The following is a 15,611-nucleotide window of genomic DNA, read 5'->3' on the forward strand; positions in this document are numbered from 1 at the left end:
ATGGGCCATGTGATCGGGATCGGCGCTTCACCTAAACGGAAAGAGGACCAGCGCTTCCTCACCGGACGCGGCAGTTACGTCTCCGACATCAAGCGTCCGGGCATGACGGCGGGTGTGTTCGTGCGCTCGCCGCACGGACACGCGATCCTGCGCGGCATCGACAAGAGTGCGGCCCTGGCATCGCCCGGCGTCATCGCGGTGCTGACCGGCGAGGATGCCGCCGCCGACAAGCTGGGCTCGCTGCCCTGCGGCTGGGGTATCTCGGATGCCAAGGGCGTGCCGATGAAGGAGCCGCCGTTCCCGATGCTGGCGCAGGGCAAGGTGCGCTTCGTCGGCGACATGGTGGCCTTCGTCGTCGCGGAGACGCCGGCGCAGGCCGGCGCGGCAGCCGAGCTGCTGACAGTCGATTACGAGGTGCTGCCCTCGGTGGTCGGCGTGCTCGAAGCCGTGCGGCCCGGCGCGCCGCAACTGTTCGACGACGTTCCGAACAACATCTGTTGCGATTGGGAGCTCGGCGACAAGGCCGCGGTCGAGACCGCCTTCCGGAAGGCGGCCCATGTCGCAAAGCTCAGCCTCGTCAACAACCGGCTGATCGGCAACCCGATGGAGCCGCGCGCGGCGATCGCCGAATACGAGCCCGGCACGGATCGCTTCACGCTGTGGACCACCAGCCAGTTCCCGCATGTCGTGCGCTTCCTGATGGGCGCGCTGGTGCTGAACATTCCGCAGCACAAGCTGCGCGTGGTCGCGCCCGATGTCGGCGGCGGCTTCGGCGTCAAGCAGTTCCACTACGGCGAAGAGGCCGTGATCACCTGGGCCGCCAAGCGCGTGATGCGGCCGATCAAATGGGTCGCGAGCCGGTCGGAAGGCTACGTCTCCGATCGCCACGGCCGCGATCACGTCACCGAGGCCGAACTCGCACTGGACGAGACCGGAAAGTTTCTGGCCTTCCGTGTCAACACGCTCGCCAATATGGGCGGCTATCTCTCGACCTTCGGACCGAACATCCCGACCAATCTCTACGGACCGTTGCTCGGTGGCGTCTACGCCACGCCGGCAATCTACTGCAACGTGAAGGTGGTGTTCACCAACACCGTTCCGGTCGACGCCTATCGCGGCGCAGGCCGGCCCGAGGCGACTTTCGTGTTGGAGCGCATCGTCGACGTCGCAGCCAGCGAGATGGGCATCGACCGCGTCGAGATCCGCCGACGCAACATGATCCCGAAGGAGGCTTATCCGTACCAGACGCCGGTGCTGGTGCAGTACGATTCCGGCGATCCGATGGGGTGTCTCGACGGCGCTCTTGTCGCGGCCGACGTCAAGAATTTCGGTATCCGCAAGGCGGAGTCGGCGCGCAGGGGCAAATTCCGCGGGCTCGGCTACTCGACCTATGTCGAGGCCTGCGGCCTCGCGCCGTCGCGCTTCGCGGGACGATTGGGCGCGCGGGGCGGGCTCTATGAGAGCGCCACGGTGCGGGTGCATCCGACCGGCCAGGTCACGGTCATGATCGGCACCCACAATCACGGCCAGGGCCACGAGACGACGTTCGCCCAGATCGTCTCGGAAAAGCTCGGCGTCGCGTTTGACAATGTCGACATCGTGTTCGGCGATACCGATCGCGTGCAGTTCGGCATGGGCACCTATGGCTCGCGTTCGCTGGTGGTCGGCGGCGCGGCGCTGTCGAAGGCGACGGACAAGGTGGTCGCGAAAGGCAAGAAGATCGCGGCGCATCTGCTTGAAGCGGCCGAAGTGGATATCCAGTTCGAGGCCGGAAAATTCTCGGTCGCAGGCACCGACCGCATGAGGACGTTCGAGGAGATCGCGGGCGCCGCCTACGTGCCGCACGACTATCCGCTCGAAGTGCTGGAGCCGGGGCTCGAAGAGCAGGCTTATTATGATCCCGTCAACTTCACCTATCCCGGCGGCTGCCACATTGCCGAGGTCGAGATCGACCCGGAGACCGGCACGGTGACGCTGGTCAATTACACCGCGGTGGACGACGTCGGCACTGTCATCAACCCGATGATCGTGGAGGGCCAGTTGCACGGCGGCATCGTGCAGGGCGTCGGTCAGGCGCTGTACGAGAACGCGGTCTATGACGAGGGCTCGGGCCAGCTGCTATCGGGCTCGCTGATGGACTATTGCATGCCGCGCGCCGACCACATGCCGATGATGAACATCGCGACCCATTCGACGCTGTGTACGCACACGCCGATGGGCGTGAAGGGCTGCGGCGAGGTCGGCACCATCGGTTCGCCGGCCGCCGTCATCAACGCGGTGGTCGATGCGCTGTCGCATCTCGGCGTCACCCATGTCGACATGCCGGCAACGCCGAACCGGATCTGGCGCCTGCTGCAGAACGCGTCGCTGCCGGTCGCTGCGGAATAGGGAGGATGACAATGAAGCCGTTTGCCTATCACCAGCCGGACCGGATTCCCGACGCTGCCAAACTGCTGACCTCGATCGAAGACAGCAAGCTCCTCGCCGGCGGCATGACGCTGATCCCGACGCTGAAGCAGCGGCTCGCCAGTCCGCCAGCCCTAGTCGACCTGTCGAGGCTCGGAGATCTGAAGGGCATCACCAACGACGGCGGCACCATCACCATCGGTGCAATGACGCCACATGCCATGGTAGCAGCCTCGAAGCTGGTGCAGACGAAGATCCCGGGTCTCGCCGCGCTAGCCTCGATGATCGGCGATCCCGCCGTACGCATCCGCGGCACTATCGGTGGCTCCGTCGCGAACAACGATCCGTCGGCCGATTATCCGGCAGGTGTGCTCGGATTGGGCGCGACCGTCGTCACCAGCACGCGCGAGATCGCGGCCGACGGGTTCTTCCGTGGTCTGTTCGAGACCGCGCTTGAACCTGGCGAGATCATCACGGCGATCCGCTTTCCCGTGCCGCTCAGGGCGGGCTACGCCAAGTTCAAGGCGCCGGCGTCGCGCTATGCGCTGGTCGGCGTGTTCGTCGCGAAATTCGCCGATGGTGTTCGCGTCGCCGTGACCGGCGCGGGCTCCGGCGTATTCCGCGTTCCCCCGATGGAAGAAGCACTGTCGCGAAATTTCGATCCGTCCGCGATCGCGGCGATCAGGATCGACACCGACGGTCTCACCTCCGATATCCACGCCGAAGCCGACTACCGTGCACATCTCGTCACGGTCATGGCCAAGCGCGCCGTCGACGCGGCGCTCAGCTAGCTCTTTTAGGGTTGATGATGACTGATGGTTCCGGCCGAACGGCCTTCCCGCCGGTGCCGACTGGCCTTGGCTCGCTTTCCGCAACCGAGATCCTGGCCGGCTACCGGCGCAAGGCGTTCACTCCGCGCGATGTCGTCGACGACACCATTGCCGCACTGGAGGCGACGAACGAGGCCTGCAACGCGGTGGTGACGCCGATGTACGGGCAGGCGAGGGCGGAGGCCGACCGTCTCACCAGGGAGATGCGCGCCGGCGAGACCAAGGGAGCGCTCGCCGGTGTCCCCGTCACGATCAAGGACCTGGTCTTTGTCGCGGGCGTGCCGGCCTATGGCGGCTCACCGATGAACAAGGCGTTCGTGCCCGATGTCGACGCGGCGGTTGTCTCAGCGCTGAAGGAAGCGGGTGCGATCGTCACCTGCAAGACCACGACCTGCGAGTCCGGTTACAAGTTGACGGCGGACAGCCCGGTCACCGGCACCACGCGCAATCCCTGGAACCCGGGTCGCACCAGTGGCGGATCGAGCGGCGGCGCGGCGGCGGGCGTTGCCGCCGGCTGCGGTCCGATCGCGATCGGAACCGATGGGGTCGGCTCGATCCGCGTGCCCTCGTCCTTCTGCGGTGTGTTTGGCCTGAAGCCGACCTTTGGCCTGGTGCCCCGTTCGCCCGGCTTCTCGCCACCGTCCTGGGGCTCGCTCGCGCATACCGGGCCGATTACGCGCACGGTCGCGGATGCCGCGTTGACGCTGGAGATCATCGCTGCTTACGATCTGCGCGATCCCGCAAGCCTGCCGGTGGCGGCGCGTCGGTTCGATACGAAGGCCGCGCCGTTGAACGGCATTCGCATCGGCGCCAGCGTCGATCTCGGCTACGCCGCGGTCAGCCCCGATGTGCGCGCGGCGTTCGGCAAGGGGCTGGCCATTCTCGATGCCTGCGGCGCGCAGGTCACCATGGATGGTCCGGGCCTCGATCCCGGGATCCTGGAGCACACGCTGAAGCCGATCGCCTTTACCGAACAGGCGGGCGCGGTCTCGAGCAAGACCACGGCCGATCTCGCCAGCTCCGAAGCAGATTATCTTGACGTCATCAGTGCCGGCAGGCGCTACAGCGGCACGGACTATATCGAAGCAGGGTATCGCCGCGCCCAGGCTCGCAGCAGCTTCCTGAAGCTGTTCGAGCGAGTCGATGCGCTGGTGACGCCGACCGTCGCGGTGACCGCGTTCGAGGCCGGCCGCCTCGGCGTCGACACGATCGACGGCGGCAAGGTCGATCCGCATCTCGGCTGGTCGCCCTTCACCTGGCCGATCAATCTCGCCGGCCTCCCGGCCGCGACGCTGCCCTGCGGCTTCGATCGCGATGGGCTGCCGATCGGCTTGCAGATCGTCGCTCCCTGGCTCGACGAGCCCATGATCTTCCGCATCGCCGCTGCGTTCGAAGCGGCCCAGCCATGGGCGGCGTTCTGGCCACAGCTGACGTTGCGCGAACCGGACCTTGCCCGCGTGAAGGCGTGAGCCGAACCCGGCCTGGAACCGGCCGGCCGCGTCCTCCCGGTTGGCCTCTGCGCCCCAAAAAATTTTTCGAGGGGCCCTCTTGAAGTCGACTTGCGTTCTTCTAAGTCATTTTCGCCGCGAGAGCGGTGTGCCGGGTGCCCGCGAGGGGCCCGGAGCGGGCGCCGGGCCGGTGTCTTTGGACCCGTCTAAAACCCTGTCCTGCGCTCCTTCGTATCCATCTTGCTCTTTGGAGGACTTGGTTATGAGGACCACGTTTGACTTCGCGCCCCTGTGGCGCTCCACCGTCGGCTTCGATCATCTGGCCGGTCTCGTCGACAGCGCGCTGCGCCAGGCGAGCGAAGACAACTATCCCCCCTATAACATCGAACGCTCCGGCGAAGATCACTACCGGATCAGCCTCGCTGTGGCGGGCTTTGGCGTCAACGATATCACGGTGACGGCCGAACAGAATGCGCTGACCGTCGAGGGCAAGAAGCCCGAAGGCGCGACGGGCGAATATCTGTACCAGGGTATCGCCGCACGGCCGTTCCGGCGCGTGTTCAACCTGGCCGATTATGTCCAGGTGAAGCAGGCGTCCTTCCAGGACGGCCTCTTGATCATCGACCTCGTCCGTGAGGTTCCGGAAGCGATGAAGCCGCGCCGGATCCAGATCGCGGGCGCGGCCTCTCCTGCAACTCAGATCGAGCAGAAGAAAGCAGCCTAAGCGCTCGATCGAGGGGAATGGTGGAACGCGGCGCTCAGATATGCGCGCCGCGCTCCCACATGCATGAGAGAACGGCCATTCGATCATCAGCACATCCATCCCTTCGAAAGGAGCGTCAGGGGAGGCCCAACCGATGACAAACGTGAATACGAATTCCGGAAATCTCAACCCGCTGTTTCATCCCGCGGTTCACTACGGTTCGCCCGCGGATGTCCTGAATGCAAAGGAGCTCTCCACGCCGGAGAAGCGGATCATCCTGTCGTCATGGGCGTCCGACATGTACGCGGTCGAATCCTGTCCCGCTTTGCGTGAAATTCCCGGCATGAACCATACGATTCGGCTCGCCGATATTCTCGCGGCCCTGCGCCGGCTCGACGGCGACAATGACGACGACCCGCCGCGCGGCGGCGGCGTCCCGATGCGCCTGCGGCGCCTTGGGCCGCCGCAGAACGGCGAGGCGCGTGATGCTCACGCAGGCCGTTCTTGCTCTGGTGCTGGTCGGCCAGGTCTCCGCGGCCTGGGCCATTCCATTTTTAGCCTTGCAAGGCTGGCTCGACGTGCCGCCAGACAAACGTGAAGCGGCTCTCTGATTTCAATCTCAGACGATGCGACAGGTCATGAAGACGATTGCAATGCGTTCGTTCTCGCTTGCGTTGCTGGTGCTGATACTGACGGCGTCACATCCCGCCGCAGGCCAGATCCCCGATCTGAAGCCGGGCGGCTCGGTGCCGACTTTGGCGCCTCTGGTTCGGCAGGTGACGCCGGCGGTGGTCAACATCTCGGTGCACGGCCGGGTACGCGAGGACAATCCGCTCTATCGTGACCCGCTGTTCCGCGAATTCTTCGACGTTCCGAGGCAGATCGAGAAGGAAGTCAGCGCGACCGGCTCCGGCGTGATCGTCGATGCCCGGAGCGGCTACGTGCTGACCAACAACCACGTGGTCGAAGGCACCTCCGCCCTCCAGATCACGACCAAGGACGGCCGGCAGTTTTCCGCAAAGGTCGTCGGCCGCGACTCGCCGACGGACGTCGCCGTGCTCCAGATCCAGAATCCGACCGGACTGAAGGCGCTTCCCCTCGGTGACAGCGACGCACTGGAAGTCGGGGACTTCGTGCTCGCGATCGGCAATCCCTTCGGCCTCGGCCAGACGGTGACGTCGGGCCTCGTCAGCGCCCTAGGCCGAACCGGCCTCGGCAAGCAGGGTTATGAAGACTTCATTCAGACCGACGCCGCTATCAATCCCGGCAATTCCGGCGGCGCGCTGGTCAGCCTGCAGGGCGAACTGGTCGGCATAAATTCGGCCATCATCTCGCCCGCTGGCGGCAATGTCGGTATTGGCTTTGCCATTCCCGTCAACATGGCGCGCAAGGTGATGGAGCAGATCATCGCCACCGGCAGGGTCGAGCGCGGTCGCATCGGCATTTCGCTGAAGGACCTCCACCCGTCCGTCAACAAGGGACGCACCGAAGGCGCGCTCATCGCCGAAGTTGCCGCGGATTCGCCGGCCGAGAAGGCTGGCCTGCACAAGGGCGACATTGTCACCACGGCGGAGGGCCGCCCGATCCGCACCGCCGCGCAGCTGCGCAATACCATTGGTCTTGCGCGGGTCGGCGACGAGGTGAAGCTCGCTCTGCTGCGCAACGGCACACCGCTCACGGTCCTCGTCCGAGTGGCTCCAGCAACCGAGCCGCGCAATGCCAATGCAGGAAGCAACCGCCTCGTTCGCTAGGCCAATCAAAGAGGATATCACCGCAGCAAGCCGGTCGCTCTTTGTCTGCGATCGTGGACCCGGGACGCAGTTTGGGACGACCGCTGCGCGAACGTCCGGATGGCTTTATCCCAGCTCGATCGGCTCGCCGCGGCCGCTGAGCTCCTCGTCGAGGCGCAGATAGTGCGCGAGATAGTCGTGCAAGGCGGTCGCCGCCTTCGAGGTCGCGCCGCTCGACTTGTAAAGCAGCAGCTCGATCTTCGGCAGCGGCGGCAGGCCCTCGTTCGGGCCGATCTCGCGCATCGCCGGCACCAGCGCGCTGCGGCCGAGTACGGTCACGGCCATGCCGGCGAAGGCCGCCGCCTGGAGGCCGCCGACGCTTTCGCTGACGCAGGCGATGCGCCAGCGCAGATCTCGCACGTTCCAGCGTGTCAATCGCGTAGTCGCGATAGATGTTGCCGGGCGGCAGCAACGCCAGCGGGATAGGCCGTTCCTGGTGCGCGGAGGACTGCTCGCCGGTCATCCAGACCAGTTGCTCGCGCCGTACCACCTGGCCGCCCGTAAAATCGTTCATGCGGGTGACGAGCGCGATGTCGACATCGCCGCGCTTGACGAGGCCCACCAGCGGCGTCGAGAGCGCGCAATTGAGCTCGACCTGGACGCGCGGGAATGATTTTCGGAACACGCTGAGGATCTGCGGCAGCATGAAGGCGGCATAGAGGTCGGGCGTGCCGAGCACGACCTGACCCTCGATCTCCTGTGACGCCAGCTGCGAAATCAATTCGTCATGCAACCTCAGGATGGATTTGGCGTAGGTGAGAACCGTGGTGCCGTCCTCGCTCAGCGTGAGCCGGCGCCCGACATGCTCGAACAATTGCTTGCCGGTGAGCTCCTCCAGCCGCTGCAATTGCAGAGTGATCGCCGGCTGAGTGCGGCCCAGCCGCCGCGCGGTCTCGGTGATGCTGCCGGTCTCGACCACGGAGATCAGCGACCGGAGCATGCGGATATCGAGGCTGATGAGGTTCATGCGGCGTCCATGTCGCCCAGAATTTATGCAAGTTCCATGCTAGGGTGAAAGGGAGCCGGTTCGGAAGGCTCGGCTGCAGCCGGCCTGTTCTAAATTAGTCGACGTGCCGGTCCAGCATTGCTGGCATACTGAATATTGATTATCAGGCGGCTCGGCGCGCATTATGCGCCCAACGAACATAAAAAGGGAGCACAAGCCATGAAAGAGACATCAGCAACGCGACGGGAGCTGCTCGCAATTGCCGCGGCGGCAAGTGCTGCCTCAATCGCGGAAGTTGCGCCGGCCGCGGCGCAGGCCGGCCCGAAGCCGATCTTTCCAGTGCCGATGGTCACCATCCCGATCGTCGGCGAAACTCAGGTGTTCCAGGTCCGCCGCATCTACTGCATCGGGCGCAACTACGCGGCGCACGCGATCGAGCGCGGCTCGGACCCGAACCGCGAGCCGCCGTTCTTCTTCCAGAAGCCCACCGACGCGATCCAGAACGTCGCCGTGGGCGAAGTCGCCGATCATCCCTATCCGTCGCTGACCAAGAACTATCACCACGAGGTCGAGCTGGTCGCCGCGCTGAAATCCGGCGGCAGCAACATCCCGGCCGAGAAGGCGCTCGACCACGTCTATGGCTACGCGCTCGGCCTCGACATGACCCGGCGCGATCTCCAGAACGGGATGGCCGCGGAGAAGAAGCCGTGGGAGATCGGCAAGAGCTTTGACCACGCCGCGGTGATCGGCCCGATCCACCCGGCCAGCAAGACCGGGCATTTCGACAAGGGCGCCATCTCGCTGGCGATCAACGGGACGGTGAAGCAGAGCTCGGATCTCAGCAAGATGATCTGGAGCGTGGCCGAGCAAATCGCAAAACTGTCGGAAGCGTTCGAGCTGAAGGCCGGCGACATCATCTATTCCGGCACGCCGGAGAATGTCGGCCCGGTCGTGAAGGGCGACGTGCTGTTGTGCAAGCTCGACGGCTTGCCGGATATGTCGATCAAGATCGTCTAACGCTCCCCTCTCCCCGCCTGCGGAAAGTGAGGGGCCGGACGTTTCGCTTCGTCATGCCCGGGCTTGTCCCGGGCATCCACGTTTTGGGTGCCGGTTGCGTGGAAGCCCTGGATGGCCGGGACAAGCCCGGCCACGACGACGCTGAGAGTGGCTTCGATCCCATCTGTCGCAGCGCGGCGTCCTGATCTAACTCTGGCCGAGGATCTTCTTTGCGGCGCGAAGATGCGGCTTGTCGATCATCTGGCCGTCGAGGCGCAGCGTGCCGGAGTTCGGATTGCTCGCGAACGCCGCGATCACCTTCTCGGCCCAATTGCGCTCGGCCTCGGTCGGCTCGAACGCCGCGTTGACCACGTCGACGTGCTTGGGATGGATCAGCGCTTTCGCCGAAAAACCGTCACGCCGCGCCGCGCGCGTTTCCTGTTCGAGTCCGGTGAGATTGTCGATGTCGGTATAGACGGTGTCGATCGGCGCGACTTCGGCCGCGGCGGCCGCCATCAGGCAGAGATCGCGGGCCAGACGATAAGGGCTGTGGAACACGCCGCCCGCCGCTTTCTCGGTCGCGCCGAGCGAGGCCGAGAGATCTTCCGCGCCCCACATCAGGCCCGCGAGGCGAGGAGAGCAGCCCTTGTAGCTGCCGAGCCCGAAGATCGAAGCTGCGGTTTCGGTCGCGACGCAGACGATGCGTGTTGAGCCAATGGCGATACCAGCCGCAGCTTCCAAAGCTTCCAGCCAGGTCGCGACCCGTCGCACGTCGTCGCCGCCCTGCGATTTCGGCAGCACGATGCCGTCGGGCTGGCCCGGAATCACCGCGGCAAGGTCGGCGAGCGTCATGCCGGTGTCGAGCGCGTTGACGCGGACATAGAGCTGGTGGGGCTTGTTGCGGCCCTTCAGCATCGTCAGCGTCAACCCGCGCGCCTCCGGCTTCTTGTCGGTGACGACGGAATCTTCGAGATCGATGATCAGCGCGTCGGCGTTGCCTTCGCTGGCCTTCTCGAATTTGCGCGGGGAGTCGCCCGGCACGAACAGCATCGAACGCATCAGACCGGCCTCTTGTGCATCATCGCCATGCGGCGGCATTTGCCGACGATCTCGTCGTTCTGGTTGAGAGCGTGGTGCTCGAACTCGACGATGCCCGCCTTGGGGCGCGATTTGGATTCCCGCAACGAAAGCACCTTTGTCGTCGCCCGCAGCGTATCGCCATGGAAGACCGGTTTCGGAAAAGTGACGTCCGTCATGCCGAGATTGGCAACGGTGGTCCCCATGGTCGTATCATAGACCGTCATGCCGATCATGATGCCGAGGGTGTAAAGGCTGTTGAAAATGCGCTGGCCGAACTCGGTCTGGGCCGAAAAATGTGCGTCGATGTGCAGCGGCTGCGGATTGAGCGTCAGCAGGCTGAACAGGGTGTTGTCCATCTCCGTGACGGTCCGCGTCAGGGGATGCCTGAACTCCTGGCCCACCGAAAACTCCTCGAAATAAAGTCCGGCCATCGCGGTTTCCTCCCTGCGAAATAACGGCGCGCTCGCATCCTCGCGCCGCATGACCCTATGCATGCTACACACAGTTGATAGGGAAATTCACGTATCTGTACCCTGCTTTTCAAGTTAAAGAACGCAAGCGAAGGCACGTTCGGGCGCACCAATCCGCCACGGCCTTCGCGTGGGGAACGCGACGAGGGGGAGATTGCGCGGTCGCTTCTCCCAAGAAGGAGATCAAGAATATGGATTTCGCGCTCACCGCTCAGCAGGAAGCCATTCGCGACGCCGTCGCAAAGGTTTGCGAAGACTTTCCCGATGCCTATTGGTTGAAGAAGGACCACGACGGCGGTTTCCCGCACGACTTTCACAAGGCCATGGCGGACGCCGGCTGGCTCGGCATCTGCGTGCCGGAGGAATATGGCGGCTCCGGCCTCGGCATCACCGAAGCCGCGATCATGATGCGCGCCATCGCGGAATCCGGCGCCGGCATGTCCGGCGCCTCCGCGGTGCACATCAACGTGTTCGGTCTCAATCCAGTGGTTGTGTTCGGCACCGAGGAACAGCGCAAGCGCATGCTGCCGCCGATGGTCGAGGGCCGCGAGAAGGCCTGCTTTGCCGTGACTGAGCCTAACACCGGCCTCAACACCACCCAGCTCAAGACCCGAGCGGTGGCCAAGAACGACCGCTATATCGTCAACGGCCAGAAGGTGTGGATCTCCACCGCGCAGGTCGCGCACAAGATCCTGCTGCTGGCGCGCACCACGCCGCTGGAGGACGTGCGCTCGCCGACGCATGGGCTGAGCCTGTTCTATACGGACTTCGACCGCAACAGGATCAAGGTCCACGAGATCGAGAAGATGGGCCGCAAGGCCGTCGATTCCAACGAGCTGTTCTTCGAGGATTTCGAGATCCCCATGGAAGACCGGATCGGCGAAGAAGGCAAAGGCTTCCAGTATATCCTCGAAGGCATGAACCCGGAGCGCATCCTGATCGCAGCGGAAGCCGTCGGCCTCGGCAAGCTCGCGCTGTCGCGCGCGACCGAATACGCCAAGACCCGCGTGGTGTTCAACCGGCCGATCGGCAAGAACCAGGGCATTCAGCATCCGCTGGCTGTAAACTGGGTCGAGCTCGAGGCGGCCTGGTTGATGGTGATGTCGGCGGCCTGGCAATACGACAAGGGCATGCCTTGCGGTGGCGCCGCCAATGCCGCGAAATACATTGCGGGTGAGGCCGGATATCACGCCTGCGAGCAGGCGGTGATGACCCATGGCGGTTTTGGCTATGCCAAGGAGTTTCACGTCGAGCGTTACTTGCGTGAAGTTCTGATTCCGCGCATCGCGCCGGTCAGCCCGCAGCTTGCGCTGAGCTTCATTGCGGAAAAGGTGCTTGGACTGGCCAAGTCATACTAAGCTCGAACACGTACCATTGCCGGGCGCCGCGATATTCGCGCCCGATCACCGCGACGCGCTACGGCAGAGCTATTCGGCCGCGATCCGCTCCATCGCCATGGCCCGAAGCCGGGCGCGCTGGATCTTGACGCCGTTGGCGCTGTCGGTGACGGGGAAGGCCTCCACGACATAGATCCGCGCCGGGACCTTGTAGCCGGCGAGCCGCTCGCGCAGGCGGGCGATCAACGCGTCCTGCCGCGGCGGCTCGTGGGGTTGCTGGGAGGGGATCACGAAGGCAACGCAGCGGGCGTTTCCCTTCAGATCGACCGCGACGACCTGGGCGTCGGCCACGCCAGCGCACGATTTGAGTTCGTCCTCGATCTCGCCGGGCGCAACCAGGAAGCCGCCGAGCCGCATGGCGTCGCCCGCGCGGGTTTCGTAGACGAACGAGCCGTCGCCGCGCAGCTGGCCGATATCGCCGGTGCGGAAGAAGCCGTCCGCGGTGAAGGCGTCGCGCGTCGCGTCGGGATTGTTGTAGTAGCCGAGAAAGAGTGATGGCGCACGGATCTCGATCTCGCCGGAGACGCCGCGAGGGGCGGGTTCGCCGGTCTCGGTGTCGCGCACCCGGACCTTGGCCTCCGGCGACATCGGCCAGCCGCCGCCCTCGATGCGATCGGCGAAGCCATCACTCGAGCGTGCGATCGAGAACAGCGCCTGCACCTCGCTCGAACCGTAGAGGCCGTGCAACGGCATACCGCGCGCTTCGGCCTCCGCCGCAAGCTCGCGCCAGCCGGGCTGGAACGCGGCAAAGCCGCATGCCTCGACATGCGGAAATGGATGCGGCGCGTCGGTGAGGGCGAGGATGCGGCGGAACATCTCGTCGGAACCAAAGGCGTGCGTGATCCCGCACTTGCGGAGAATCTTCAGCGCCGGCGCGGCCTCGAAGGCGTCGAGCGCATGGACGGCCGCGCCCGCTGCGACGAAGCCGAGCAAGCTCGTCATGCCAAAAGTGCCGCAGAACGGCAGCATCGCCAGCAGCGCATGGCGCTGCGGCGGAGTTTGAGCGCCTTGGCAACGGCGGCGGCGTGCGTGGCCAATGTTCGCTGTGAATGCGCGACAAGCTTCGGTCCCTTGGTGGTGCCCGACGTCGTGTAGAGCAGCAGAGGCAGATCGACGTCCTCCTCCTCCGGCGTAGCCGGCGGATAAGGCTTGTCGAAGGCGTCGAAACGTACGCATGGCCATTGGGCGGGAATCTCATCCGCGCCGACCACCGCGAGTTCTCGTAGCGCGGGCACCTCGTCCTTGGCGACGTCGGCGAGAATAGCGGCAAAGTCGATCGAGCGGAACGCGGCTTCGATCACCATCACACGGGCGCCGGACAGCTTCAGGAGATGCGCGACCTCCGCGCTGCGGTAGCGTGTATTGACGGCGGCGACGATTGCCCCACGCCGGGCGGCGGCGAACAGCAGTGCGATCCATTCGATTCGGTTGACCAGCCAGACCGCAACGACGTCGCCCTTGCCGATACCCTGCGCGGCAAGCCAAGCGGCGGTCTGCTCGATCTTTTCCGAGAACTCCGCGCGCGAGACCGGCGTGCCGTCGAACACGAAGGCGGGATCGGCGGCGGCCTCGGCCCGGATTAGCGATTGCAGCGAAAATTCGTTGGCGCCCATGGCAATCGAACTAACCCGATCGCGCGCACCTGTCTACTTGGTGCCGAACATCCGGTCGCCGGCGTCGCCCAGCCCCGGCACGATGTAGCCGTGGTCGTTGAGCCGCTCGTCGATCGCGGCGGTCCAGACCGGCACGTCCGGATGCTCGCTCTGGAACTGCGCGATGCCCTCAGGCGCCGCCAGAAGGCAGACGAAGCGGATGTCGCGGGCGCCGCGCGCCTTCAGCAGCGAGGCGCCGGCGCAGGCCGAATTGCCGGTCGCCAGCATCGGATCCATCAGGATCACGGTGCGGTCCGACAGGTCCTGCGGCGCCTTGAAGTAATACTCCACGGCCTGCAACGTCTCAGGATCGCGGTAGAGCCCGATATGAGCGATGCGCGCCGAGGGCATCAACGCCAGCATGCCGTCGAGGAAGCCGACGCCGGCGCGCAGGATCGGCGCCAGCGTGAGCTTCTTGCCGGCGATCTTGGGCGCCCGCATCGGCGCAATCGGCGTCTCGATCTCGACCAGCTCCAGCGGCAGGTCGCGCGTCACCTCGTAGCCGAGCAGCATCCCGATCTCGTTCAGGATTTCGCGAAAGCTCTTGGTCGAGCGGTCCTTCTCCCGCATCAGGGAGAGCTTGTGCTGGACCAGGGGATGGGCGACCACGTTGACGTTGCTGATGCTCATGAAACCGATCTACACGGTTCCGTGAAACTGCGCCAGATCGGCCGAGTGTTTTTGGTGCGGGAGACGTGCCCTCAGCCGGGCGTCGCGACCGCGCTGCGGAGCCGGTTGCTCGCCCCGTAGGCAGCCATGGTCAATTCGCGGTCGATGGGCGTGACGGTTTATGCTCCGAGCCCGCGCGCCACGAGTGTGATGACGAGCGTCAGGACCGCGCCCACTAGCCGAAATTTTCGCAGCCTACCGGCTCGTAGAGCGGGTCAGGCGCGGGGCGAACAGTGGGAACACTCGGACGCGAAACTTCCAGGGCCAATGCCTGAACCTCGATGAAAGCCGACAGCAGTGCGAGCGCGAGATCGGAGTAGCGCGCCTCGACCGCGGCGTCGAGCCAGTCCGGCAATTCGCGCTCGCGCGAGAGAGCGCAATGCCATTCACCCTCGTCATAGGCGATGCGGCGGACTTGCCAGAGCGGCAGCTCCAGCTCCATCAGTGCGCGGCATCGGCCCAGGCCTCTGCTTCGATCAGGCGCGTGACGCGCGCGGTGGGCTCGATCTGTCCGAGCTGAAGGGAAGTGCCGACACGCCTTGTCGATGATCTCGAGCATCAACGGTTGCGTCATCACCTGCGCATTGCGCAAGCGGTTGCCAAGTGACGGTGGATCGTAGTGTCGGAGAGCGGCGGTGGTCATGTCAGGCCTCCTGGAGGTGGCGTCGGTCAGTCGGCCGGCCTCTCCAAGATGGCCAAAACGGCATTTGAAAACGAGATGGGGGCGGGGCGGGAGATATAGGGATTTCATAAGTGCGGGATGGGGGCGGTCGCGCGCCATTCTCCGCCTTCGCCGGGACGACGATGTGATGTGCCTCGCGAGCGTTGTCCGACCAGGCCAGCCTCGGCCTTTTATGAGATTCCTATAACTTCGCCACGGCCCTCGTCTCGAAAACCTATGCCTGGGGTGGCACTTCAGCACGGTCAAAGGTCCCGGTGGGCGCGGTGGAAATGCACTGGCATTTCCTTTCACGCGCCGACCGGGTCTCCCGAGAAACGGTTGCGTCCAAATCAATGGCGCAACGAGGAGTATCTCCATGATGGACATTCTGATGCTGGCGCTGGGCTTCGGCTTCTTCGCCCTTGCGATTGGCTACACCTACGCCTGCGAACGGCTTTGAAGGAGCGGCCATGATCTTCGATTATTCGCTCGCCGGCGCCGTTTCGCTCGGCCTCCTGTTCTACCTCACTTACGCGCTGCTGCGGCCCGAGCGGTTCTGACCG

Annotated in this window: 14 protein-coding genes and 3 pseudogenes; 10 read left to right on the forward strand and 7 right to left on the reverse strand. The window is 64.9% G+C overall.

All coding sequences use genetic code 11. The annotated features are described in order from the left end of the window. The 6 genes from AB3L03_RS25265 to AB3L03_RS25290 all read left to right on the forward strand — a co-directional run bounded on the left by AB3L03_RS25265 (nt 1) and on the right by AB3L03_RS25290 (nt 7,138). Complete coding sequence (locus AB3L03_RS25265; RefSeq protein ID WP_368507178.1) at nt 1-2,388, forward strand: xanthine dehydrogenase family protein molybdopterin-binding subunit; 2,388 nt, start codon at nt 1-3, stop codon at nt 2,386-2,388. Between the two features lie 11 nt (nt 2,389-2,399). Next, nucleotides 2,400-3,197: a xanthine dehydrogenase family protein subunit M gene (locus AB3L03_RS25270; RefSeq protein ID WP_204512138.1), complete on the forward strand. Its 798-nt coding sequence runs from the start codon at nt 2,400-2,402 to the stop codon at nt 3,195-3,197. A 17-nt stretch (nt 3,198-3,214) separates the two neighbouring features. After that, the gene (locus AB3L03_RS25275) at nt 3,215-4,705 is read left to right on the forward strand and encodes an amidase (RefSeq protein WP_368507179.1); all 1,491 of its coding nucleotides are present in this window, start codon (nt 3,215-3,217) and stop codon (nt 4,703-4,705) included. Nucleotides 4,706-4,946: 241 nt separating this feature from the next. Continuing rightward, complete coding sequence (locus AB3L03_RS25280; RefSeq protein ID WP_018454031.1) at nt 4,947-5,408, forward strand: Hsp20 family protein; 462 nt, start codon at nt 4,947-4,949, stop codon at nt 5,406-5,408. A 133-nt stretch (nt 5,409-5,541) separates the two neighbouring features. Beyond that, entirely contained in the window at nt 5,542-5,985 is a 444-nt protein-coding gene (locus AB3L03_RS25285) for a hypothetical protein (RefSeq protein ID WP_368507180.1), read from the forward strand. Nucleotides 5,986-6,025: 40 nt separating this feature from the next. After that, nucleotides 6,026-7,138 (forward strand): trypsin-like peptidase domain-containing protein, encoded by a 1,113-nt coding sequence (locus tag AB3L03_RS25290; RefSeq protein WP_018454034.1) that lies wholly within the window; start codon nt 6,026-6,028, stop codon nt 7,136-7,138. Nucleotides 7,139-7,243: 105 nt separating this feature from the next. On the opposite strand, the gene AB3L03_RS25295 is transcribed toward AB3L03_RS25290, so the two are convergent. Then, complete coding sequence (locus tag AB3L03_RS25295) at nt 7,244-7,552, reverse strand: hypothetical protein (protein WP_368509132.1); 309 nt, start codon at nt 7,550-7,552, stop codon at nt 7,244-7,246. Nucleotides 7,553-7,580: 28 nt separating this feature from the next. Next, a pseudogene (locus tag AB3L03_RS25300) lies at nt 7,581-8,078 on the reverse strand (LysR family transcriptional regulator); the annotation flags it as partial. Between AB3L03_RS25300 and AB3L03_RS25305 the strand changes: the two are divergent. Continuing rightward, a complete protein-coding gene (locus tag AB3L03_RS25305) occupies nt 7,980-8,192 on the forward strand; it encodes a hypothetical protein (protein WP_368509133.1) in 213 nt (70 codons plus the stop codon). The pseudogene AB3L03_RS25300 and the gene AB3L03_RS25305 overlap by 99 nt on opposite strands. A 150-nt stretch (nt 8,193-8,342) precedes the next feature. Further along, complete coding sequence (locus AB3L03_RS25310) at nt 8,343-9,140, forward strand: fumarylacetoacetate hydrolase family protein (protein WP_085361511.1); 798 nt, start codon at nt 8,343-8,345, stop codon at nt 9,138-9,140. A gap of 186 nt (nt 9,141-9,326) precedes the next feature. On the opposite strand, the gene AB3L03_RS25315 is transcribed toward AB3L03_RS25310, so the two are convergent. Both AB3L03_RS25315 and AB3L03_RS25320 read right to left on the reverse strand, forming a co-directional pair. Continuing rightward, nucleotides 9,327-10,178, reverse strand: a complete 852-nt coding sequence (locus AB3L03_RS25315) for a CoA ester lyase (protein ID WP_317245821.1) — start codon at nt 10,176-10,178, stop codon at nt 9,327-9,329. Further along, complete coding sequence (locus AB3L03_RS25320) at nt 10,178-10,630, reverse strand: MaoC family dehydratase (protein WP_026232656.1); 453 nt, start codon at nt 10,628-10,630, stop codon at nt 10,178-10,180. Before AB3L03_RS25320 ends, AB3L03_RS25315 begins: the two co-directional genes overlap by 1 nt. Nucleotides 10,631-10,860: 230 nt before the next feature. Between AB3L03_RS25320 and AB3L03_RS25325 the strand changes: the two genes are divergently transcribed. Further along, nucleotides 10,861-12,027 carry an acyl-CoA dehydrogenase family protein gene (locus AB3L03_RS25325; protein ID WP_085351921.1) on the forward strand — a complete coding sequence of 389 codons (1,167 nt, stop codon included), beginning with the start codon at nt 10,861-10,863 and terminating at the stop codon, nt 12,025-12,027. Nucleotides 12,028-12,096: 69 nt separating this feature from the next. Here AB3L03_RS25325 and AB3L03_RS25330 read toward each other — a convergent pair. From AB3L03_RS25330 to AB3L03_RS25340, 3 genes and pseudogenes are all read right to left on the reverse strand, one after another. Then, nucleotides 12,097-13,679, reverse strand: a pseudogene (locus AB3L03_RS25330) (AMP-binding protein). Between the two features lie 33 nt (nt 13,680-13,712). Next, entirely contained in the window at nt 13,713-14,348 is a 636-nt protein-coding gene (gene upp, locus AB3L03_RS25335) for a uracil phosphoribosyltransferase (protein ID WP_085351919.1), read from the reverse strand. Between the two features lie 214 nt (nt 14,349-14,562). Further along, nucleotides 14,563-15,030 (reverse strand): annotated as a pseudogene (locus AB3L03_RS25340) (hypothetical protein). A 488-nt stretch (nt 15,031-15,518) separates the two neighbouring features. Here AB3L03_RS25340 and AB3L03_RS25345 point away from each other — a divergent pair. Further along, on the forward strand, nt 15,519-15,608 hold the full coding sequence (locus AB3L03_RS25345; protein WP_018454042.1) for a K(+)-transporting ATPase subunit F: 90 nt from the start codon (nt 15,519-15,521) through the stop codon (nt 15,606-15,608). Nucleotides 15,609-15,611: the final 3 nt, after the last annotated feature.

Source organism: Bradyrhizobium lupini, assembly GCF_040939785.1.
GTDB classification, from domain to species: domain Bacteria; phylum Pseudomonadota; class Alphaproteobacteria; order Rhizobiales; family Xanthobacteraceae; genus Bradyrhizobium; species Bradyrhizobium canariense_D.